This window comes from Paraburkholderia hayleyella, assembly GCF_009455685.1.
GTDB classification, from domain to species: Bacteria; Pseudomonadota; Gammaproteobacteria; order Burkholderiales; family Burkholderiaceae; genus Paraburkholderia; species Paraburkholderia hayleyella.
Genome location: NZ_QPES01000001.1, coordinates 2,153,683 through 2,173,166 on the forward strand (window position 1 = coordinate 2,153,683; position 19,484 = coordinate 2,173,166).

Here is a 19,484-nt window from a genome sequence, read left to right on the forward strand (position 1 = left end):
CAGGCATAACGAATCACCGTGAATGTAAAAATTCGTGCCATGATTCAGACCCAGCGACAACCCCGCGTAACAGCATGCGGCATGCCATCACGCAAAAGCACGCAAAAGCGCGCAAACAGCACGCGTCATGACTAGCACGCGTCATGACTGGCAGGCGCAAAACCCGCTTCAGGAGACCCTCATGAATAGTCCATCCCTGCCACAGCCAGACGAGCCGACAACCGGCAACGCCGCGCCAAACACCGATGGCCTTTGGTACGACTCGTATCCTGCCGGAGTCGCACATGACATTGATGTCACGCAATACACGTCATTGGCGCATTTCTTCGATGCATGCACCACGCAGTTCAGCGAACGCATTGCCTACGTCAGTATCGGCGCCAGCCTGAGCTATGGTGAACTGGCACGCAAAGCCTGTGCCTTCGCCGCTTACCTGCAAAGCATTGGCGTCAAGCCTGGCGAACGCGTCGCGGTCATGCTGCCCAATTCGTTTCAGTATCCCGTCGCCCTGTTTGGCGTGCTCAAGGCGGGCGCCATCGTGGTGAACGTCAACCCGCTTTACACCGTGCGCGAGCTCGCGCACCAGCTCAAGGACAGCGGGGCGCAAACGCTCATCGTGTTCGAAAATTTCGCCAAAACGGTCGAAGACGCACTGCCCGGCACACGCGTGCAAAACGTGATCGTGACAGCGCTCGGCGATCTGCTCGGAGATGGCCTGAATCTCAAGGGCCGCTTTCTGAACTTCATACTCAGGCACGTGAAAAAGATGGTGCCCGCCTACCATCTGCCAGAGGCCGTGCGGCTACTGGATGCGCTCGCCACAGGCTATACGTTGCCGCTCGCGCCGGTGCGCCTCGCTCATCAGGACATTGCGTTCCTGCAATACACCGGCGGCACCACCGGGGTGGCCAAGGGCGCGATGCTCAGTCACGGCAATATCATCGCCAACCTGCTGCAAGCCAAGGCATGGTCCGCAAAACAGTTGCAAGGCGAAGTCGAAACAGTCCTGACACCGCTACCGCTCTACCACATCTATTCGTTGACGGTGAACGCATTGATCTTCATGGGGCTTGGCGGGCGCAACATTCTCATCGCCAATCCGCGTGACACAAAACGCGTGATGAAAATCATTCGCCACGAAAAATTCACCTGCATCACTGCGGTCAACACGCTATACAACGCCTTTCTGGATAACGAAGAATTTTGCCGGCGCGATTTTTCAAACCTGAAGCTGGCGATGGCGGGCGGCATGGCGATGCAAAAGGCCGTAGCGGAACGCTTCAAGGCGGTCACCGGCCAGTCGATCGTGGAAGGCTACGGCCTCACCGAATGCTCGCCCATCGTCACGATGAACCCCATTGGCGTTGCACGCCAGCATGATTTCGACAGCTCAATCGGGTTACCCGCACCCTCCACAGCCGTGCGTTTGCGCAAGGACAACGGCGCCTGGGCGAACGTTGGCGAGCCAGGCGAGCTGTGTGTCAAAGGGCCGCAAGTCATGAAAGGCTACTGGAACCGTCCGGATGAGACTGCCCGGGTCTTCGACGAAGAAGGCTGGATGGCCACCGGCGATATCGGCGTAATGAATTCGTTCGGCTTCATTCGCCTGATCGACCGCAAGAAAGACATGATTCTGGTATCGGGTTTCAACGTCTATCCGAACGAAATCGAAGACGTGATTGCGATGCACCCCGAGGTGCGTGAAGTCGCCGCCATCGGGATTCCCGACGTCGCGCAAGGCGAGCGGGTGAAAGTGTTTATCGTCGCGCGCAATCCCGCGCTGAGCGCGGAGCAGATCATTCAGCATTGCCGCCGCCATCTGACCGGCTACAAGGTGCCGAAGGCGGTTGAATTTCGTGATGCCCTACCACAAAGCAACGTGGGAAAAATCTTGCGCCGCGAGTTGCGTGACGCAGAACTGGCCAGGCAAAAAGAGGAGGAGGCCTAGGCTGGTACGGCACCTCCTCCCGGAAAATCATGCCGCAGGGTTAGCGCGGCATGCGTTTAACTTCGCTACTGTTACTGTTGTAGCCCGTGCTATGCATTTGCGCGTTTCAGATCCTCCTGCGTGGGTGCGCGTCCGGTATCGGTGCTGATCCAGCCCGAACCATCCTGTTTTTCCCGAAGCTCATAACCAGTCGGTGTCGTCTTGCTTAGCTCACGGCCGTTATGTTTGCGCTCGATCGTCAGGTCACCTTTTTTCTGCTCACTCAACCCGTTGACGACATACGCCTGGTTGCCACGCGTCACCGTAACCTTGTCGGTATAAGTCACATTAGGGTTGTTTTTGGCCTGCTCAGTCTGGAGCGTGATCCGGGTTTTATCATCCAGCCGGAACGTCAGCGGGCCACGAAACATCATGTCCTTACCGCCCTGGGATGCCGGCAACTTGAGATGCGGATCACCCCATACCGACGTAGTCTGTCCCGTTTGTTTGTTCTCGAGCTTCATCGACGAATCTTTCTCGTCAAACTTCAACACGTTGCTTCCCAGATCGATTTGTCCCTTGCCATCCTTGACTTCCGATGCGCTCCAACGTTTTGGGCGATCGGAACAATCGTCTTTATCCCACCGGTCCTTGTCGCACCGGTCCTTGTCCCACCGGTCCTTGTCGCACTTGTCCTTATGCCAGTCATCCCTGTCGCCGTGGCCCGGGCGATTTCTGGAACTTGAGCCAAAAATTCCCGCGAACCAGCTGGACTGCATGTTGCTGCCGCCACCTGAATACTGCGAATGGCCACCGAAAATCGCGGCAAACATGCTGCCCCTCGAATTAGAAAAACGGCCGTAACCTGACGAAGGCCTCCCAGGGATGTAACCAAAGCTGTCGTCTGAATGATTATTCCGGTCTGAGAAACCTGGAACGTAACCCAAGCTGTCGTCTGAACCATTCCTTCGGCTGGAAAAACCTGGAACATAACCAAAACTGTCGTCTGAACGATTTTCCCTGCCGGAGAAAAAACCGCCGAGACCATTCTTGCGGGAGAACATGGAAGCAAAACGAGATTCTGAACCATAACGCGGAGACGACATCTGTGATGTAGCTGTGCGTTGTGCCCGGTTGTCAGAAAAACGGGAACGTGGCGAGGGTGCTGGAAGATATTGTGCAAATAAAGCAGGAAGATTAGAAAAATTAAAACTGGCGGAAGATTGCATAATCGATTTCTCTATATCAGTGCAATGGTTGACTGAAATACCAGATACACCAGATCATGAAAATACTGAATCGTGATCGGGTAAATCAAGATTAAATCCGCCGTAACATTGGATGTCGTAATTATTTCTACACCCAAAAATTTCCCACACGCCCGCTACGTTCCTGAGGAATCTTCCGCACACTCGCCCCGTTTTTTCTTTCTCTTCGCAGTAAACCGCCTGAAACACAATTTAAAGTTTTTCCGCGCATGTGGATGCTCTTCATATAGTGCACCACTCCATGACTTCTTTATTTGCGATTTCTGTGCCTTATCTCGATATTAATGTAATACAAGCGGGTTAGAACGGGGATTAAATTTCACCTCACCGATTACGAGCCCGCCGTTTATGTCCAGAATTTTCCCAATCCCGGTTTCGATTCGCGGCGCCCGCCGCGAATTACGTCAAAGCACGCCGAGTCATCGGGGTATGCCGTATTTTTTTGCGCTATTCATTATTTTTTCCTCCAATACCGCAACGGCAGTGGAACCTGTATGGAGTTCACGTCCGCTTCAATACGATGCGCAAAACACACCATTACCTGAACTACTACGGCAGTTATTCAATGCCGAGGGCATGATCGTCACGGTACGTCCCGAAGTCAAAGGCCGGGTCAATGGGATCTTTCATGATTCGGCAAAGAAGATTTTCCTTCAGCTTGTCGATGCATATGGCCTCGTCTGGTACTACGACGGCTCAGTGATGAGCATTTCGACTAGCGCCGACATGCGCACGCAATCGCTCGACACTTCGCCGATGCGGCCCGCAGCGGCCCTTGCCTTGCTGTCCCGGCTCAATTTGCTCGACAAGCGTTTTCCGCTACGGCAATCGAATAACGCGTTGCTGGTGTCGGGCCCGTCACGCTACGTAGACACGATTGCCGCGGCCATCGCCACGGAACGCAGCGCACAACTGCAGCGCAACTCAGGCGACGATGCAACGATCGAAGTCTTTCCCCTGAAATATGCGCAGGCACAAGACACCACATTGCTCGTCGGCAACCGCGAACAGTTCATTCCGGGCGTTGCCACCACCTTGCGCGAACTGATGGGACGCTCCCGTTTTCTGTACTCGCGCAGACCCGGCGTGCTGCAACCCGTTGCGACCAGCGTGCCGCCCTTGCCTACGCTCGCCTCGCTCACTGGCAACAACCAGGCAAGCATTCCTGTGCCACAGCCCTTGCCGCCGCTCGCCATGCCAGGCGAAACCCGTACAAGCTGGGATGGCATGAACATCACGGCTGATATCCGGACCAATTCGGTCGTCGTCCACGACCTGCCGTCGATGATGCCGGCCTATGCCCATGCCATCGCCGCGCTGGACAAACCGCAAGACCTGGTACAAATCGACGCAACCGTCCTCGACCTGTCCGCAAATTCGATTGATGAGCTCGGTGTCGACTGGCAATTCAAGGCCGGACATAACGGCGGCGGCCTGCGCAATCCTCCCGGCTCCTCGCCGTTAAACGGTGGCATGCCCGGGACATTTGCCATCGCCACATTAATTGGCAATAGCGCGAACTTTTTTTTCGCCAGGATCAAGGCACTCGCCCAGGCAGGCAAGGCTCGCATCCTCTCGCGGCCACGCATCCTGACGCTGAACAATCAGCAAGCGATTCTCGGTATGTCGAACTCGGTGCATGTCCGCGTGGCGGGCGATCATTCGACGAACCTGTACGAAGTCGATGCCGGGCTGCGTCTGCTCGTCACTCCGTTCATCTTGCCCGACGAAGGCACCACGCGCCGGGTTCGCCTGAACATCGAAATTGATGATGGCAACTTCGACCGTAACGACCAGGTCGATAACATTCCTGCCGTGCGCAAGCACCATATCGCTACCCAGGCCTTCGTCAGGAATGGCGAAAGCCTGATCATCGGTGGCTATCAGTACGAACTCGAACAATCCGGCGAATCAGGTATTCCGGTATTACGCAGCATCCCTTATATCGGCGGTCTTTTTCGGAGCCGGAGTGGCTTGAAGAACCGTTTCGAGCGGCTCTTCATCATCACACCGCGCCTCGACATCAACACGTTGCAGCAAGCTGCGCAAACGGCTGATGCATCCGAAGCCCTCCGCGATGCAGCGCGCCAGCTCACGCCTCCTTCGCTACCCCAGCCGTACCTTGAGGACGATAACGCATCCACGGCAATGCCCATGGCAATACCGGCAGCAATGCCCGCAGCAATGCCCGCAGCAACACCCATGGCAATGCCCGCAGCGATACCCACGGCAACGCCAGCAGCAATACCCACGGCAATGCCCGCGTCACCGCGCCAGGACGACGATATCGTGCGCGCGCTGCAAGCTGCGCCGCGTGCCGAACGCTCGGCTCATAACCGCTGGCTTGCGCCAGCCGGAGCCCGCCGCACGCCTGGAGGTCAGCCATGAGCCAAGGCCCGCAGTTTCTCCAGGTGCTCTCAGGCCATCACGCAGGCGCGCAAGCCGCACTGCCGCAAGACGGCAAAGTGCTGATCGGCAGCGGCGCGGATGCCACCATCATGCTCACTGACGACGGCATTGACGCGCTCCATGTCGAACTGGATTGCAGCGACAACGTGATTCGTTTGCGCGCACTGAATGCCGATGTGAAAATTTTTGGGCTCGCGGTACAAGTGAATCAGGTCTACGAGCTTCCCACCGGAAGCCTGATCTCACTCCATCGGGTGCAGTTGCAAACTACCGGCGGCGAACCCTGTTCACCAGCCATGGTGCGCCAGGCCGAACGGACGTTTCTCGGGCGGTATGCCCGCACGAAGATGCTGCTCAGGCTCAGCCGGCGCGCGCTGCGAGACCCACGTGCGATCGGCTTGGGTGTGCTTGTGCTAGCCGCGGGTATCTGGCTCGCGCAAACCTCATTACCCGTGCCGAATCGGCCTGCCCAAACCAGTTTGCAGCGTCTTTTTCCCAATGTTGTCAACACCGTGGATGCGGCTTCCGGAAACCGGATGTATAGCGGTTACGTCGAGACCCAGAGCCAGCTCTCCCAGCTTACGGTGCGTGCATGGGCCGATGGCCCGGCTCCCATCATCCGCGTGTTCGCTATCGAAGACATCCAGCAAAACCTGGCTGAATTCTCGGCAAAGTATTTGCGCCATGTCACGGTGACGCACGACGTACCCGGCTCGTTCATCGTGACGTCAATACCCGCACCGCAATCGCCGCGCGCACTTGAGCCCGACCTGGGACAGCTGGCGCGGGCGGCCAGGCGCGAAATCGCAGGCGTGCAACAGGTTCGCTTCGTCATCGCCGCGGGCGAGCCGGAACCCACCATCACGCAACCGCTTTTTAGCACCGGCATGAACCTGCTGCAAACACGGCACGCGCGGTTTCTGATCGATCGCAGCGGCGCACCCTTTTTTAACGGCGCACAAACCACCATTGGTGTCGTGATGGCGCTCTCCCCTTGTAGCGCGGACATCTTGCGCAATCAGGAACTCGCGCGCTACCAGATCCGTCTGGCCCATTTAAAGGAGCCATCCTGTGGCTGAAGAGCGAAGCATGTTAGGCCAGCTCGGCCTCCTTGAAATCGAAAAACAGCTGCTCGGCGACGGCGGCGTCGATTACCTGATGGAGCTGATCCAGCGGCTCGAAAATGAAGCTGACCGAGCCACGGCCCGCGCTACCCGGCTCAACGGCGACGAGGCACGGCTGGCGATGATTTCTGTCGAGTGTTTATGGGCTGCTCGGCGAATACTGAAGCGGACTCTCCGCATTATTTAAATGCCCTTTTTATTGAGGAAACCAGCATGAATCCAATCGGCAACGCGGGAAGCATCGGTGGGAATTTGGCTCCGGATGATGCGATGGCACAACAACAGAGACTCAACCAGATGTCCGAGGAATCGGCCATGCAATCCAAGCAAATGCAGGTCATGCATGACACGGTGATGCAGATTCTGAACAACATCCGCTAACCCCACGCCGGGCGTCCCACTCCGGGGCGTCCGGCCAGGACACGAATCATGAACGATGAACTGCTCAGCGACATTATTCAGATCGGCCATCTGGCGCGAGTGCGCCGGATGAACAGCGAATCACGCTATCTTTTTTCACGGTTGGAAATTTTGTATCCCGAACGTATTTTCCCTCACATGGCGCTCGCTTTGCTCGCCATCGACACGGCCGACTACGACGATGCGCTGGGCCGCTGCAACCGTGCGCTACGACTTGCGCCGGACTACGCGCTCGCCCATGCCTGCAAAGGCTTCGCTTTACTCAAGATGAAACGCAATACAAGCGCCATAGAAGCATTTCGCATCGCCATCAGAAGCGGCGATAACGCAGCTGCCGAGATGGCACGACGCTTCATGAGCCTGGCTGAATCCTCACACGTCCACGTACCGGGCGGCAGAAAAACACTTGCACCTCGTGCGCTGATCACAGGTATGCCGGCATGAACCTCGAACTCTCTCCTTACGCCATGCCGCTTGTACCAGAAGCAAGTGCCATCGCCACCGTCCAACCGGCCCAGACAGGCATGAATGCCAGCCCCAACGACTCACTCAAGACACTATGGGAACGTTACGACGACAGCCTGGCAACCAGCGCTACGAACCTGAACAAGGTCATCGCCTCAGGCGCCGTCGCACCTGTCACCGTGCAACAGATGCTCGCGCTTCAGGCGTTAAGCAACGACGTCTCGGTGAAAGTGCAGATCTGTGCCCGAACCCTGCAGTCCGCCACCCATGCCGTCGACACGCTGACGCAACGCACATGATCCGGCTTCTTACGTCAGTTCTTGCCACATCGCTACTCATGGGCTGCCAGGATACCCTCGTTTCCCAGCTTAGCGAAGCGCAAGCCACCCAGATCGAAACGGTGCTCGGACAGTTCGGTATCGAGACGCATCGCTCGCTCGGCGACGGCCAGAAATGGAGCGTCTCTGTTCGCCCGGACGATGTCAAAACGGCAGCGGAGATCATCACCGCTTACGATTTGCCGCATGCGTCCTACGTCAGCCTGGGAGATCTGTTCAAACGGGAGGGCCTGATCTCCAGCCCAACCGAAGAACGCGTGCGCTATCTGTATGGCGTAAGCCAGGAGCTGTCGAATACGCTAGAACAAATAAATGGCGTGTTGCTGGCGCGTGTGCATGTTGTCATCCCCGAGAAAGATCCCACGACGAATCAGTCGCCCGCTCCCTCGTGCGCGGTCCTGGTCCGCTATCGGAGCGATGTCAATCTCGAAAGCCGACGGCGCGATATCCGCGCGCTGGTCGCTGCCGGCGTGGAGGGTCTCAAACCTGAGCAGGTCGCCCTCGCACTGATTCCCGTCACACCGATACTGCCTGGCATCGGTACCCAGCATGGGAGGCATCAATGAACCCTATCTTCTACCTCGATGACCCCACGCTGAGCTATCCGCGCTGCACTGCGCTGCCAGCGCTCTGGGCCCATGAAAGCTGGCTGCCTGCATTCCGGATTCCCCATCGTTCAAACGGATCTCGAGAGTTGCGTCAGGCCAGCCTCTGGCTGATGCAGCGATATCCACTATTACGCCAGGCCTCCGATGCCAGGCCGATGGCCGGCTTGCTGACACTCTCGCGCAATGCCTTCGAGCAACTTTGCCGCCTCACCGCGGCGTGCCTGCTCCGGGATCATCTGCGCCGCGCGATTAGCGGCACTGCGATGCGTGACGCGCGGCGGCTCATTGGCGAGCGCGCGTTCAGCGCGGTGCTTGCCATGCCCGGCCCGAATCATGGCAAAAGCCCACGCGGCGCCAGAACAATGCTACCGGCACCCGACTGGAGTCAGCACAAAACGCTCGATGCGATAGGCCTCGGATGTTTGCAACGGCAATTGAATGAGGCTTCACATGGTTTTTTTGTTGCACTCCGGCTCGCAACCGAAATCACTCAACTGAATGAAACGATGAATGTCAACACGCTGCCCGATGAACCCGTTCACGCTGCAGTCACGTTCTCGTACGACTGGATAAGGAAAACAACATGATGATTTATCGACTCATGGACTGGCACGTCGCAGGGGACGGGCTGGTTTCCCGCCGCGACTTCGAGACCGTGCTTCATCTGCACGAGTTGCGCCTCGCACTCGAAGAGCAAAGCCATCGTGAGCGGTCCCAGCAAAAGTCCAGATTGCGCACGCTGTACCGGGAAGCACGAGCTCGCGGCTATCAGGCTGGCGTGGCGGCCGCGACTCGAGATTTTGGCCGCGTGAGCGCACGCACGGCGCTCACCTATCGTTCGCTTGAGCATGATCTGGTGTCTACCGTGGTGCAGGTGACGCGCAACATCATCGGCCGGTTTTCCCAGACACGCCTCGTCAATGCGCAGGTTCGGCGCGCCCTGGAAACGGTACAGAAGCACCCGGTGGTTGCGCTTCACGTCTCGAAGCAAGCGTTACCAGGCGCCCGTAAAACCTTGCGGGCCCTGAACAGAAAGACGGGGATCGAGCTGCTAACGCTGGTCGAGAACCCACAACTCGAAGCCGACGCCTGCATCATCGAAGCTGACGATTCGATCATCTATACCAGCCTGGAGATGCAACTCGAAGCACTTTGCGATGGCGTTCAAAGTGCTATTGATGCGCATAGTGCCAAGCCATGATCGATCAGTCACCCAAAGCATCGTATCCACAGCCGTGGAGCGAACTTGAACGCATTCACGTTGATGAGGCACGCTACCTCAATGCCTGGGCGCTCCTGGCCTACGGTCATGCGCCGCTTGTAGTGAACGGCCAGCACTACCTCTTCAGCGTCACCCGTCCTTGCAACACTTATGCCATCACGCTCTATGGCACGTTTGGAAACGCTGCATTCGTGCTGCATCTCGACGTCGGCGCCTGCCTGCCCGAACTCTCGGCATCCATCCTGGAGTACACCGCCGATCAGGTTCTGGAACGCGTGGCTGCGGGCCTCGCCCAATGGCTTCAGGCACTTGAAACGCTAAGCGGTAGCGAAATTCAGTTGCAACGTTGCCAGCGTGCGGCCGCTGTATCGCCTGGGGCATGTGCTTTTGACGTGATGCAGATCGAATCGGCCCAGCGTGCGCATATCGCCATAGAAGGTCCCGCGCTCGCACACGGCCTGATGCTCATCCCATCATCAGCCAGGCACACCAGCCTGTTGCGCTGTCACGTGCGTGTCCCGGTCTGTCTCGCTGGCCCCACGCTTGAGATCGCCCGCCTGCGGCAAATCGTGCCAGGCGACGTGCTTGTCGTGACTTCGAGGCCTTCCATTCGCGTTCCGCTCCACGAAGGTGTGCTGGTACTTGCAGGCCAACTGGACCGGCAGCAACTTGTTCTTACCGAATCCATGACACAAACCGTTAATCAGTTTTCCCCAGGCTGGGCTCCTGTCGAGGCTATTGTCCTCGCCGTCGATGCGGTCATTGCCACGATCACGCTCAGCGTTGGAGAGCTGGCGTCGTTGCGTCCAGGCTCAGTGCTGACCGTCCCGGTCCCTGCTGAAGCCCGCAACATCACCTTGCTATGCCAAGGCATCCCGTTTGCCAAAGGTGATCTGGTTCAGGTAGGAGACCTGCTAGGAGTACGCGTCAGCACGCTGGCAGATCAAGGCGCATGGGCCGCACAGGAAGAGAGCCCGGCGCCATGACTAGCCCGGATAGCTTCAATACGCTGATCGTCGGCTTTTTCCTGCTCGGCATGCTGCCGATGATCGTCATCATGACCACCTCATTCACCAAGTTTTCTATTGTCCTGAGCTTGTTGCGTTCAGCGCTGGGTATCCAGCAAACGCCAAGCAATCTTGTGCTGGCAGGACTTTCGCTCGCCGCAACGCTCGTGGTGATGAGCCCGGTCGTCATGAAAATCGGCGATCGTCTCGATGTGGAGACGCTGGTGGAGCAGGAGCAATGGCCACGCGCTACTGATCTGGTGAATGCCGTCAAGGAACCGATTACTGAATTTCTGTATACGCACACCACCGAACGTGACCGCGCTTTCATCATCGCGTCAGCGCAGCGCATTCGTCACCACAGCGGTATTAATCCTGACATTCAGCCGCCAATGGGCAACAGCCTCACCGTTCTAATTCCGGCTTTTGTCATCAGCGAGGTATCCAGTGGCTTCGAGATCGGCTTTTTGTTGTTCATCGCCTTCGTTGCAATCGACCTGATCATTGCCAACATCCTGATGTCGATGGGGATGACGATGTTCTCACCCACGGTTGTGTCCATTCCAGTCAAGCTGCTGGTGTTCGTCATGTCGTCAGGGCTCACGCGCCTGATGCACGGTCTTATCCTGAGCTACGCCAACTCACCATGAACGAATTTATCGCTTTCGCCGCCAGCACCTTCCTGCTGGTGTTCTGGCTGTCTCTGCCGGTATTGGGCACAGCCGCACTCGTCGGTGTCGTGGTTGGCATCGTGCAGTCGGTCACACAGATTCAGGATCAGAGTATTGCCTACGGTATCAAGTTTCTCGCGGTGGGCGCCGTCCTGCTATTCACCGCGACGTGGATGCATGCCGAACTGACACGTGTTCTGGACCGTGCACTCGCACTGATTACTTCGGGCCATCATCTGTGATGGACACCACGCTCGTCATGCTCGCCGAGCAGATCAAGGGCCTTGCGTTTTGCATGGTGCGCCCCGCCGTCGCGCTTTCGGTCATTCCGCTGTCATCCAACACCTCGCCGGCGCTCGCGTTACGTTTGCCGCTCATTGGTGCGATCGCGTTACTGCCGGGCCTGTCAGGACCGCCCGCATCGCTGTATCTGGCGCTCCCCATTGAAGCGCTGATGGGCTTTGTGATTGGGCTCGTTGCCAGCGTGCCGTTTGTTCTCGCGCAAACGGCGGGGGCCGTACTGGACCAGCAATCGGGCTACACCATTGCGTCCATCTTCGATCCGCTGTTCAGCCGCGAATCCTCGCCTGTCGAAACGATTTTGAGCCATGTCGCCGCACTGACCATGTTCACCTTGCCAGGCCTTTTCCTGCTAATTGGCCTGATCGTCGAATCATGGGTCATCTGGCCACCCGGCTCGCATGGCAACTTGACCGGCTGGATGCGTCAGTACGCCGAACACGATTTCCCCCGTTATTTCGCGCATGGTTTGGGCCTTGCTGCGCCGTGGATCGGCATGCTGTTGCTGGTCGAAATTGCCGTGGTCATGCAAACGCGTTCGATACGCCAGATGAATCCGTTCATCACTGCCTTACCGCTCAAGGTTGCGCTGCTGACGCTATCGCTCGCACTGACCCTTGGACCCATCGCTACGCATCTGATGCGCGTCGCGCAAACTTTACTACCCAGCCTGGACCTGCGATGAGCAATCGCACTCTCCAACCGACCGAGAAGCGCAAACGTACCGCCAAGCGCGACGGCGACATCGCCAAAAGCGTGATGTTCAGCACTGCGGCGACGCAATTTTTGTGGTTGCTTGCCATTCATGTGCTTACCACAAACGTGCTTTCTCGCATGGTCCAGTTCATTAATGTCATCACATCGCAAAACCTGAGCGGCGAGTTCCGGCCACAAGTGCTGTTCACGCTGGGGCATGCCATCGCACTCATCATCCAGATCACGGGAGTCGTGCTGCTGATCTGTCTTGGCGCTGCAATCTTGCCGGAACTGCTGCAAACCCGCGGGGCATTCGCGTGGAAACGTCTGGCGCCAGACCCCAAACGGATCGATCCCGTCTCGGGTTTTCAGCGCATCTTCGGCATCGATTCGCTCGTCGATCTGATCGGCATGCTGCTGCAACTGGTTTTTCTCAGCACGGTGCTCTCGCTCATGCTGAAGCAGTACTTCGGCGCGTTAAGCGCGATGATCGAGCTCCCCGTAATCGCACAAAGCATCCTGATCGCATTAGTCATCAGCAGCTTTCTGAACTGGGTCGTGGGCTTGCAGCTTGGACTATCGCTCGTTGACCTGATGTGCCGCCAGCGGCTCTGGCTGCGCCGTTTGCGCATGACTCACGCTGAAGTTCAGCGCGAACAGCGCGACGAAGACGGCGACCCCTACATCAAAAGCGAACGACGTTCGCGCCATCGGCAAATCCTCAAGTAAGGCTCTTCATGTCAGAACGTTTTTCAGCCAGCGGCCTGAACCCGGCCGCACTGTTCGCACGGCCAGTCGAACTGTTTGGCGCAGCATTTCTTGTGGCCATCCTCGCGCTGATTATTTTTCCGTTTCCAGCGTTCGCCCTGGATCTCTTCATCTGCGCCAACTTCTGCATCAGCTTCCTGATCTTGTCGAGCGCGATCTATATCAACAAGCCGGCCCAGTTCACGGCGTTCCCTTCGATCCTGCTGCTGAGTACCCTGCTACGGCTTGCGCTCGCCGTTGCTTCGACACGGATGATCCTGCTGCATGCGCATGCAGGCCAGGTGATTCAGGCATTTGGCTCGGTAGTGGCAGGCAGCAATATCATCGTTGGGCTCGTGGTGTTCGTGCTGCTTTGTCTCGTGCAGTTCATCGTCGTTGCCAAAGGCGCCGACCGCGTTGCCGAAGTCTCCGCCCGCTTCACCCTGGACGGCATTCCGGGGCGGCAGATGAGCATCGATGCTGACTTGCGTTCTGGTGCGATCAATGCGGAAGAAGCGCGCGATGCGCGGCGCACGCTCGAACAGGAAACGTACCTGTATGGATCGCTGGATGGCGCCATGAAGTTCGTCAAGGGCGATGCGATCGCAGGCCTGGTTGTCGCCCTGGTGAATATCGTCGCAGGGTTAGCGGTTGGCATCACGATGCGCGGCATGGCATTTCATGATGCGCTCAGCACCTACACTATTCTCACGGTGGGAGACGGCATCGTCTCGCAAGTTCCCTCGCTCATGGTAACGATCGCTGCGGGCATCGTGATGACGCGCGTGACAGGCAATGACAAGAATCCGGGCAACCTGTGGCAAGACATCTCCGTGCAGTTGGCTTCGCATCCCAAAGCCCTGATGATCACCGCTGCCGCATGCCTCGGTCTCGCCGCCATTCCTCATTTCGCCACGCTCGCATTCTCGCTCGCCGGGTTGTCCATGCTCGGGCTTACGTTCGCCATCAAGCGCCGCACGAGACGCCAGCAGCACGATCCCTCTCCCCTCATTCCTGAACTGACGCGCGACGGCGGAAACTATACGCTGCGCATGACCGAAAACGTCGAACTCGGCACCAGCGATCCGCTGCGTCTGCGACTCAGCCAGGAAGCCATGCAGGCGATTAACCAGAAAGCACTGGGAGAAAATCTGGCGCATATCCGGATGCGTCTCACGATGTCGCTTGGACTTCCCTTCCCTGGCTTGTCCACCCGGATTGATCACTCGCTCAGTAACTACTTTTACGCGCTGGATGTAGAAGACATCACCAGCGCCTACGGCACGCTCGTCGCGGGCCATAAACTGGTTTCAGGCCCTGTCGAAACCCTGGGCGACACCACGCAGGCCATCGAAGGACGTGCCCCCGACTTTCGCCCAGCCATCTGGATTGCCAATGAAAAGGCCGATTCGCTGTCCAGCCCGGAACATACTGTCTATCCCCCCGAACAAGTACTTTGCGAGCACCTGGAATACCTGTGTCGCTCCTACGCCGAGCGCTTCATGGGCACTCAGGAAGCGCAGTACCTGCTAGACCAGCTCGCCATTTCGTTTCCTGAACTGGTCACGCAGATGTCCAGCCATATCACGCCCCTGCAGCTTTCAGCCGTGCTGCGCCGGTTGCTACACGACCAGGTCGCAATCAGAAACATGCGGGTCATCGTCGAAGCCATCGCTCAAGTGCCGCAAGCCGAGATGAATCTCGACCTGATGGTTCGTGCGGCCCGCATTGCCTTAGGCATCCAGATCTGTTCGATGTATGCCGATCCGCAAACGCACGTCCTGCACGTCGCCATTCTCGAATCGCAACTGGAATTCGATCTGGAATCCCGGATCCGGATCGAGACCGACGGTGAGCCGCATCTGCGGCTTTCCGCCGAGGACTTGAACGTGCTAACGCGACTGAACCGGACGGAGCCTGGCGACCCGTCTCTGGTCCTCACAACGGCCGTACTTCGGCCGCATCTGGCGCAACACCTTGAACGCCTGGGCGCAATGCAACGTGTCATTGCCCTGGAGGAAGTCTCGCGCCATCACTTCACGATCCAGCAAACACGCGTCTTCGCCGCCGAGGGAGTTTCGCAGTGAGCCAGCTCGCACGCTTTCATACGCTTCTCCAGAAACTCCGCGAAACGGATCCTTTGCCCAAGCCTCAAGGAAAAGTCACGGAAATCGGCAACATGCTGGCCCGCGTGGCAGGCCTTCAAGCCAACATCGGCGATATCGCATGGCTCAACGACCCGGTATCGGCGCGCACCCTTTGGGCCGAAGTCGTTGGCGTCAGCAACCGGCAAACGCTACTCATGCCGTTCGGCAACAACACCGGGCTATCGTCGCTGACGCAAGTCCGCTTGCGGCCGCACCAGTATGCGCTGCCTGCCGCAAGCCAGTTGCTGGGCCGCGTACTCGACGGCCTCGGCCGGCCACTCGATGCCCAGGCGCTACCCCACCCGGCAGCCGATCACGCTACGCACAATGCAAACCGGGTACTCAATCCGCTTGAGCGAGCCTTCATCGACACGCCTTTTGTCACTGGAATACGGGCAGTCGATGGCTTGCTGAGTTGCGGCGTGGGACAACGCGTCGGCATCATCGCCCCAGCAGGCGTCGGTAAAAGCACGTTGACTGGCATGATTGCGCGCTGGGGCAAAGCCGATGCGGTAGTCGTGGCATTGATCGGCGAACGCGGACGTGAAGTACGCGAATTCGTCGAACATCAGTTAGGCAACCGGATCAAATCATCCATTGTCATTGCAGCAACCGCCGAGCGACCCGCAGCCGAGCGCATTCGGGCTGCCGAGACCGCCAGCCTCCTCGCTGAATCACTCCGCGACGAAGGGCAGCAAGTTTTATTGATCTTTGATTCGCTGACCCGCTACGCCCGAGCCTTGCGCGAACTCGGTCTTGCGCTAGGCGAGCCGCCTGCCCGGCGCGGCTATCCGCCGAGTACCTTTACCCGGCTGCCGCAACTACTCGAACGGGCAGGACGCACTGCGGGTTCAGGTGCCATCACCGGGTTTTATACCGTTCTCGCTGAGGACGAAGATGCCAACGATCCCATCTCTGAAGAAGCACGTTCACTGCTGGACGGTCATATTCAGTTGTCTCCAGACTTGGCACAGGCCGGACATTTTCCCGCCATCGACATTCTTAAAAGCAATAGCCGCGTCATGAACTCGCTAGCCAGCAAAGCCCAGCGTCACTGCGCCACCCGGGTGCGTGAATGGCTGGCTCTTTACAAGGAATCTGAGCTGCTGGTCCGGCTTGGCGAATATCAACCAGGCAGTGATCCGCAAACCGATACCGCACTTGCCCGGCATCCGGCCATCGCCCTGTTTTTACAGCAATCGGCAACCGCGCAGTCTTCATGGGAAGAAACACTCAGTCAACTTGAAGAATTAATCAAATTATCGTGACCCAGATAAAACTCAAGGCAAGCCAGCTTCATTGGCAACAAATTCATTTAATCCGGGAAAGACGAATACAACGTATTCAGCGCACATTAAAACAGATTCGTGCCGAGGTGATTGCAGCCGTTAAAGAAAGCCAGGCCATTCGTGCCGGACTCGATGCACAACAACAAGAACAAATGACAATCGTGGCGCATCTCACCCATAAAAATTCCGCATGGAAATTATGGCGTGATGCTTTAAGCATTAATCATGAAAAAAATCAGACACTTGAATCTGAATATCAAAAAAAACTCCAGATTCTCGCCCAGGCTAACCAGAAACAGGCTGCCTGGCTGAAAGCTCTACTGCGCGCTCAAATACGTTACGACGAATCCCGCAAACAGCTAAGCCTGATCGCCCGAAAAATCATGGATATAGAAGATGAAAACGACGTCTGAACATTTTTCACCAGATTCCACCCTGGAGTGAGGGTAGTCCCGTAGAAGCAATTGCGCTCCACTTTATTTATTACTGAAATTCATTAATCTAAAACTGGCATTATCAATTCAATCCTTGCGCTTAAATTAATTATGATATAAAAACCATATTCGTTAGCAATTTAACATATCTACATCACATTTAACAAAAACATCACAATCAGAAGAGTTATTTCCTATTTTCAAGATAAATAACTTCTTACAAATCAATTAAATTTCAGCCAAAACTGACATATGACTTGATCTGCCATGTAGTATCTATGCGCGATCACAGCAATTCAAATATTAATACTATGAATACGCACGCATTAAACACAATCCGAATTTCTAAATTTGACATTGCTGTTTTTACAGCTCAACCTTTAATTTCAATGACGCCTATGACAGATCAAAACTGCATTGCAAATGACTGACAAAAATAATAAAAATTCATTTCCTGTACAACCTGAATACTGCACTTATCGAGGGTGGCATCATGCTTGCCAGAAAATATTGTGATTTTCCAACGGAGCTTATGAAACCAGTTTCAAGATCAGTTAGAGTTAATGGACTTAGCACCTGCTTTCGCCTTGAGAAAATTTATTGGGATATAATCATTGAAATTGCAAACAATGAAAATATCTCGATTGGCGCATTTATTTCTCAACTCGACATCGCCATTCGCCTGAAAGAACACGATATCCCGAATTTCAGTGGATTTTTACGTGTCATGGCAACCCATTACTCAACTGACATCAAACCAGAAATCAAATTAGCAGCTGAAAGATAAAAATAATTTACTCATTATAATGCATTGAAAATACACTTCATGAATTACCGAAAAGTCAACGACTGGCTGCAACTTATAGCGCTTCCAGTTCGTGAGTACTTTTAGTTTATTATCACGATAAACATAGGGCCCGGTACCTTGATTCACTACCTCTGATAAAAAACAGGATTAACCGCATCGCTTGTAATTGATAACACCCGTTTAACGAGCGGCACATTTAGCATGTCGACCTCAAGCGAAAATTAGTTCAGTTCCAGGCAGAGCACCCAACCCAGACAGTGGACAGATTCATCACGGACTTCCGTCTGGAGGACACGCGTGAAAAACCGAAGCCCGCAAGCGCAGGGAGGGACTTCTTTGCACATGACAGTTTTAATCAAAAGAAGTGTCTGTTATAATTTCTTTCTTTCGGGGCGTAGCGCAGCCTGGTAGCGTACCTGCATGGGGTGCAGGTGGTCGGAGGTTCAAATCCTCTCGCCCCGACCAGGAAAACAAAACGGGTTACGAACCATCGCCATGGTTCGTAACCCGTTTTTTTTCGGGCCCGCCTATTCGTTTTAGCGTTTTAGCGTTTTAGCGTTTTAGCGTTTTAGCGTTTTAGCGTTTTAGCGTTTTAGCGTTTTAGCGTTTTAGACCCTCGTTTTTTAGGCCTTCATTTTTAGGCCTTCTATCCCGCCAGACCCACGAAAAAGCCCCGCACAGCATTCGCCATACGGGGCTTCACACATCACAGGGCCAGCTTGGGGGAAAACCTAAGCCACCCTGATCTAATTTTCCAGCAGTTGGAGAATCTGTTGCAGTTCACTGCGCAGCGCGTCGATATCCACGACAGCCATCGTAGGCGCGCTATCGCCCTCGCGCTCGATCTCATCAACGGCGCCACCACCCCGTACCGCACCATGTGAATCCAGCCGGTTGCGTGCGCCATTGATCGTAAAACCCTGCTCGTACAACAGCTCACGAATACGGCGAATCAGCAAAACTTCATGATGCTGGTAATAACGCCGGTTACCGCGCCGCTTGACCGGCCGCAACTGGGTGAACTCCTGCTCCCAATAACGCAGCACATGCGGTTTCACACCGCAAAGCTCACTGACCTCACCAATCGTGAAGTAGCGCTTTGCCGGAATCGGAGGCAAGACGATTTGATCAATCGCCACTGTCATCGTCGGAGAACCGTCGTGGTGAGAGGAACAAAAACACGCAAATCAGTCAGCTTGCTTCAGCGCCGCTTTCAACCAGCGCTTTTAGCTTTTGGCTTGCATGAAAGGTCACAACGCGACGCGCGGCAATGGGAATCGCCTCGCCCGTTTTTGGATTGCGACCCGGCCGCTGAGGTTTGTCGCGCAACTGAAAATTGCCAAAACCTGAGAGCTTGACACTATCCCCACTCTCAAGCGCATCCCGAATGACTTCAAAGAAGGCTTCGACCATGTCTTTTGCTTCACGTTTGTTCAGACCCACATTGTCGAACAGCAGCTCAGCAAGTTCAGCCTTGGTCAGCGTCGGTGTTTCAGCTGCAACATCAGCCGATAAAGCAGGAGTCATAGTGCTACGTTGTGCCGCGAGAAGAGCTTCGAAATCACTCGAGTTCATTTCATTCATATCTGTAAAATAGCGCGCCA

Annotated in this window: 22 protein-coding genes and 1 tRNA gene; 20 read left to right on the forward strand and 3 right to left on the reverse strand. The window is 56.0% G+C overall.

The window, feature by feature from the left end; translation table 11 throughout:
• Positions 1-181 precede the first annotated feature (181 nt).
• On the forward strand, positions 182-1,948 hold the full coding sequence (locus tag GH657_RS09595; RefSeq protein WP_153100484.1) for an AMP-binding protein: 1,767 nt from the start codon (positions 182-184) through the stop codon (positions 1,946-1,948).
• Positions 1,949-2,037: 89 nt separating this feature from the next.
• On the opposite strand, the gene GH657_RS09600 is transcribed toward GH657_RS09595, so the two are convergent.
• Entirely contained in the window at positions 2,038-3,156 is a 1,119-nt protein-coding gene (locus tag GH657_RS09600) for a DUF1521 domain-containing protein (RefSeq protein WP_153100486.1), read from the reverse strand.
• A 387-nt stretch (positions 3,157-3,543) separates the two neighbouring features.
• Between GH657_RS09600 and sctC the strand changes: the two genes are divergently transcribed.
• The 19 genes from sctC (at position 3,544) to GH657_RS09690 (ending at position 18,345) form a co-directional block, all read left to right on the forward strand.
• Positions 3,544-5,583, forward strand: a complete 2,040-nt coding sequence (sctC, locus tag GH657_RS09605; protein ID WP_153100487.1) for a type III secretion system outer membrane ring subunit SctC — start codon at positions 3,544-3,546, stop codon at positions 5,581-5,583.
• Positions 5,580-6,683 carry an FHA domain-containing protein gene (locus GH657_RS09610; RefSeq protein WP_153100489.1) on the forward strand — a complete coding sequence of 368 codons (1,104 nt, stop codon included), beginning with the start codon at positions 5,580-5,582 and terminating at the stop codon, positions 6,681-6,683. Before sctC ends, GH657_RS09610 begins: the two co-directional genes overlap by 4 nt.
• Before the next feature lie 10 nt (positions 6,684-6,693).
• Positions 6,694-6,915 (forward strand): hypothetical protein, encoded by a 222-nt coding sequence (locus GH657_RS09615; protein ID WP_174769923.1) that lies wholly within the window; start codon positions 6,694-6,696, stop codon positions 6,913-6,915.
• Between the two features lie 26 nt (positions 6,916-6,941).
• Complete coding sequence (locus tag GH657_RS09620) at positions 6,942-7,109, forward strand: hypothetical protein (protein ID WP_153100493.1); 168 nt, start codon at positions 6,942-6,944, stop codon at positions 7,107-7,109.
• 48 nt (positions 7,110-7,157) lie between these two features.
• Positions 7,158-7,592, forward strand: coding sequence for a tetratricopeptide repeat protein (locus GH657_RS09625; protein ID WP_153100495.1), 435 nt, complete (start codon positions 7,158-7,160; stop codon positions 7,590-7,592).
• Complete coding sequence (locus tag GH657_RS18025; protein ID WP_174769924.1) at positions 7,589-7,912, forward strand: hypothetical protein; 324 nt, start codon at positions 7,589-7,591, stop codon at positions 7,910-7,912. The genes GH657_RS09625 and GH657_RS18025 overlap by 4 nt, the downstream gene beginning before the upstream one ends.
• Positions 7,909-8,517, forward strand: a complete 609-nt coding sequence (sctJ, locus tag GH657_RS09630) for a type III secretion system inner membrane ring lipoprotein SctJ (RefSeq protein ID WP_174769925.1) — start codon at positions 7,909-7,911, stop codon at positions 8,515-8,517. Before GH657_RS18025 ends, sctJ begins: the two co-directional genes overlap by 4 nt.
• The gene (locus tag GH657_RS09635; protein WP_153100499.1) at positions 8,514-9,146 is read left to right on the forward strand and encodes a hypothetical protein; all 633 of its coding nucleotides are present in this window, start codon (positions 8,514-8,516) and stop codon (positions 9,144-9,146) included. Before sctJ ends, GH657_RS09635 begins: the two co-directional genes overlap by 4 nt.
• Positions 9,143-9,760 (forward strand): FliH/SctL family protein, encoded by a 618-nt coding sequence (locus tag GH657_RS09640; protein WP_153100500.1) that lies wholly within the window; start codon positions 9,143-9,145, stop codon positions 9,758-9,760. The genes GH657_RS09635 and GH657_RS09640 overlap by 4 nt, the downstream gene beginning before the upstream one ends.
• Positions 9,757-10,767: a FliM/FliN family flagellar motor switch protein gene (locus GH657_RS09645; RefSeq protein WP_153100502.1), complete on the forward strand. Its 1,011-nt coding sequence runs from the start codon at positions 9,757-9,759 to the stop codon at positions 10,765-10,767. The genes GH657_RS09640 and GH657_RS09645 overlap by 4 nt, the downstream gene beginning before the upstream one ends.
• On the forward strand, positions 10,764-11,438 hold the full coding sequence (locus GH657_RS09650; protein WP_153100503.1) for an EscR/YscR/HrcR family type III secretion system export apparatus protein: 675 nt from the start codon (positions 10,764-10,766) through the stop codon (positions 11,436-11,438). The genes GH657_RS09645 and GH657_RS09650 overlap by 4 nt, the downstream gene beginning before the upstream one ends.
• The gene (locus GH657_RS09655; protein WP_153100505.1) at positions 11,435-11,701 is read left to right on the forward strand and encodes an EscS/YscS/HrcS family type III secretion system export apparatus protein; all 267 of its coding nucleotides are present in this window, start codon (positions 11,435-11,437) and stop codon (positions 11,699-11,701) included. Before GH657_RS09650 ends, GH657_RS09655 begins: the two co-directional genes overlap by 4 nt.
• A complete protein-coding gene (locus GH657_RS09660; protein WP_153100507.1) occupies positions 11,701-12,444 on the forward strand; it encodes an EscT/YscT/HrcT family type III secretion system export apparatus protein in 744 nt (247 codons plus the stop codon). The genes GH657_RS09655 and GH657_RS09660 overlap by 1 nt, the downstream gene beginning before the upstream one ends.
• Positions 12,441-13,184, forward strand: coding sequence for an EscU/YscU/HrcU family type III secretion system export apparatus switch protein (locus tag GH657_RS09665; protein ID WP_153100509.1), 744 nt, complete (start codon positions 12,441-12,443; stop codon positions 13,182-13,184). The genes GH657_RS09660 and GH657_RS09665 overlap by 4 nt, the downstream gene beginning before the upstream one ends.
• A gap of 8 nt (positions 13,185-13,192) precedes the next feature.
• Positions 13,193-15,289 carry a flagellar biosynthesis protein FlhA gene (locus GH657_RS09670; protein ID WP_153100511.1) on the forward strand — a complete coding sequence of 699 codons (2,097 nt, stop codon included), beginning with the start codon at positions 13,193-13,195 and terminating at the stop codon, positions 15,287-15,289.
• Complete coding sequence (locus GH657_RS09675) at positions 15,286-16,617, forward strand: FliI/YscN family ATPase (protein WP_153100513.1); 1,332 nt, start codon at positions 15,286-15,288, stop codon at positions 16,615-16,617. Before GH657_RS09670 ends, GH657_RS09675 begins: the two co-directional genes overlap by 4 nt.
• On the forward strand, positions 16,614-17,051 hold the full coding sequence (locus GH657_RS09680) for a hypothetical protein (RefSeq protein WP_153100514.1): 438 nt from the start codon (positions 16,614-16,616) through the stop codon (positions 17,049-17,051). Before GH657_RS09675 ends, GH657_RS09680 begins: the two co-directional genes overlap by 4 nt.
• 514 nt (positions 17,052-17,565) lie before the next feature.
• On the forward strand, positions 17,566-17,859 hold the full coding sequence (locus tag GH657_RS09685) for a ribbon-helix-helix domain-containing protein (RefSeq protein ID WP_153100516.1): 294 nt from the start codon (positions 17,566-17,568) through the stop codon (positions 17,857-17,859).
• A 409-nt stretch (positions 17,860-18,268) separates the two neighbouring features.
• A tRNA-Pro gene (locus GH657_RS09690) sits at positions 18,269-18,345 on the forward strand.
• Between the two features lie 281 nt (positions 18,346-18,626).
• Here GH657_RS09690 and GH657_RS09695 read toward each other — a convergent pair.
• Positions 18,627-19,025 carry a MerR family transcriptional regulator gene (locus GH657_RS09695; RefSeq protein WP_153100518.1) on the reverse strand — a complete coding sequence of 133 codons (399 nt, stop codon included), beginning with the start codon at positions 19,023-19,025 and terminating at the stop codon, positions 18,627-18,629.
• A 46-nt stretch (positions 19,026-19,071) separates the two neighbouring features.
• Entirely contained in the window at positions 19,072-19,464 is a 393-nt protein-coding gene (locus GH657_RS09700) for an integration host factor subunit alpha (RefSeq protein ID WP_153100519.1), read from the reverse strand.
• Between the last annotated feature and the right edge of the window lie 20 nt (positions 19,465-19,484).

What these genes read in the sequence shown, in the direction of transcription:
- GH657_RS09595 (WP_153100484.1), top strand. Translation starts at nt 182, where the DNA reads ATGAATAGTCCATCCCTGCCACAGCCAGACGAGCCGACAACCGGCAAC.
- GH657_RS09600 (WP_153100486.1), bottom strand. Translation starts at nt 3,156, where the DNA reads ATGCAATCTTCCGCCAGTTTTAATTTTTCTAATCTTCCTGCTTTATTT.
- sctC (WP_153100487.1), top strand. Translation starts at nt 3,544, where the DNA reads ATGTCCAGAATTTTCCCAATCCCGGTTTCGATTCGCGGCGCCCGCCGC.
- GH657_RS09610 (WP_153100489.1), top strand. Translation starts at nt 5,580, where the DNA reads ATGAGCCAAGGCCCGCAGTTTCTCCAGGTGCTCTCAGGCCATCACGCA.
- GH657_RS09615 (WP_174769923.1), top strand. Translation starts at nt 6,694, where the DNA reads ATGTTAGGCCAGCTCGGCCTCCTTGAAATCGAAAAACAGCTGCTCGGC.
- GH657_RS09620 (WP_153100493.1), top strand. Translation starts at nt 6,942, where the DNA reads ATGAATCCAATCGGCAACGCGGGAAGCATCGGTGGGAATTTGGCTCCG.
- GH657_RS09625 (WP_153100495.1), top strand. Translation starts at nt 7,158, where the DNA reads ATGAACGATGAACTGCTCAGCGACATTATTCAGATCGGCCATCTGGCG.
- GH657_RS18025 (WP_174769924.1), top strand. Translation starts at nt 7,589, where the DNA reads ATGAACCTCGAACTCTCTCCTTACGCCATGCCGCTTGTACCAGAAGCA.
- sctJ (WP_174769925.1), top strand. Translation starts at nt 7,909, where the DNA reads ATGATCCGGCTTCTTACGTCAGTTCTTGCCACATCGCTACTCATGGGC.
- GH657_RS09635 (WP_153100499.1), top strand. Translation starts at nt 8,514, where the DNA reads ATGAACCCTATCTTCTACCTCGATGACCCCACGCTGAGCTATCCGCGC.
- GH657_RS09640 (WP_153100500.1), top strand. Translation starts at nt 9,143, where the DNA reads ATGATGATTTATCGACTCATGGACTGGCACGTCGCAGGGGACGGGCTG.
- GH657_RS09645 (WP_153100502.1), top strand. Translation starts at nt 9,757, where the DNA reads ATGATCGATCAGTCACCCAAAGCATCGTATCCACAGCCGTGGAGCGAA.
- GH657_RS09650 (WP_153100503.1), top strand. Translation starts at nt 10,764, where the DNA reads ATGACTAGCCCGGATAGCTTCAATACGCTGATCGTCGGCTTTTTCCTG.
- GH657_RS09655 (WP_153100505.1), top strand. Translation starts at nt 11,435, where the DNA reads ATGAACGAATTTATCGCTTTCGCCGCCAGCACCTTCCTGCTGGTGTTC.
- GH657_RS09660 (WP_153100507.1), top strand. Translation starts at nt 11,701, where the DNA reads ATGGACACCACGCTCGTCATGCTCGCCGAGCAGATCAAGGGCCTTGCG.
- GH657_RS09665 (WP_153100509.1), top strand. Translation starts at nt 12,441, where the DNA reads ATGAGCAATCGCACTCTCCAACCGACCGAGAAGCGCAAACGTACCGCC.
- GH657_RS09670 (WP_153100511.1), top strand. Translation starts at nt 13,193, where the DNA reads ATGTCAGAACGTTTTTCAGCCAGCGGCCTGAACCCGGCCGCACTGTTC.
- GH657_RS09685 (WP_153100516.1), top strand. Translation starts at nt 17,566, where the DNA reads ATGCTTGCCAGAAAATATTGTGATTTTCCAACGGAGCTTATGAAACCA.
- GH657_RS09695 (WP_153100518.1), bottom strand. Translation starts at nt 19,025, where the DNA reads ATGACAGTGGCGATTGATCAAATCGTCTTGCCTCCGATTCCGGCAAAG.
- GH657_RS09700 (WP_153100519.1), bottom strand. Translation starts at nt 19,464, where the DNA reads ATGAATGAAATGAACTCGAGTGATTTCGAAGCTCTTCTCGCGGCACAA.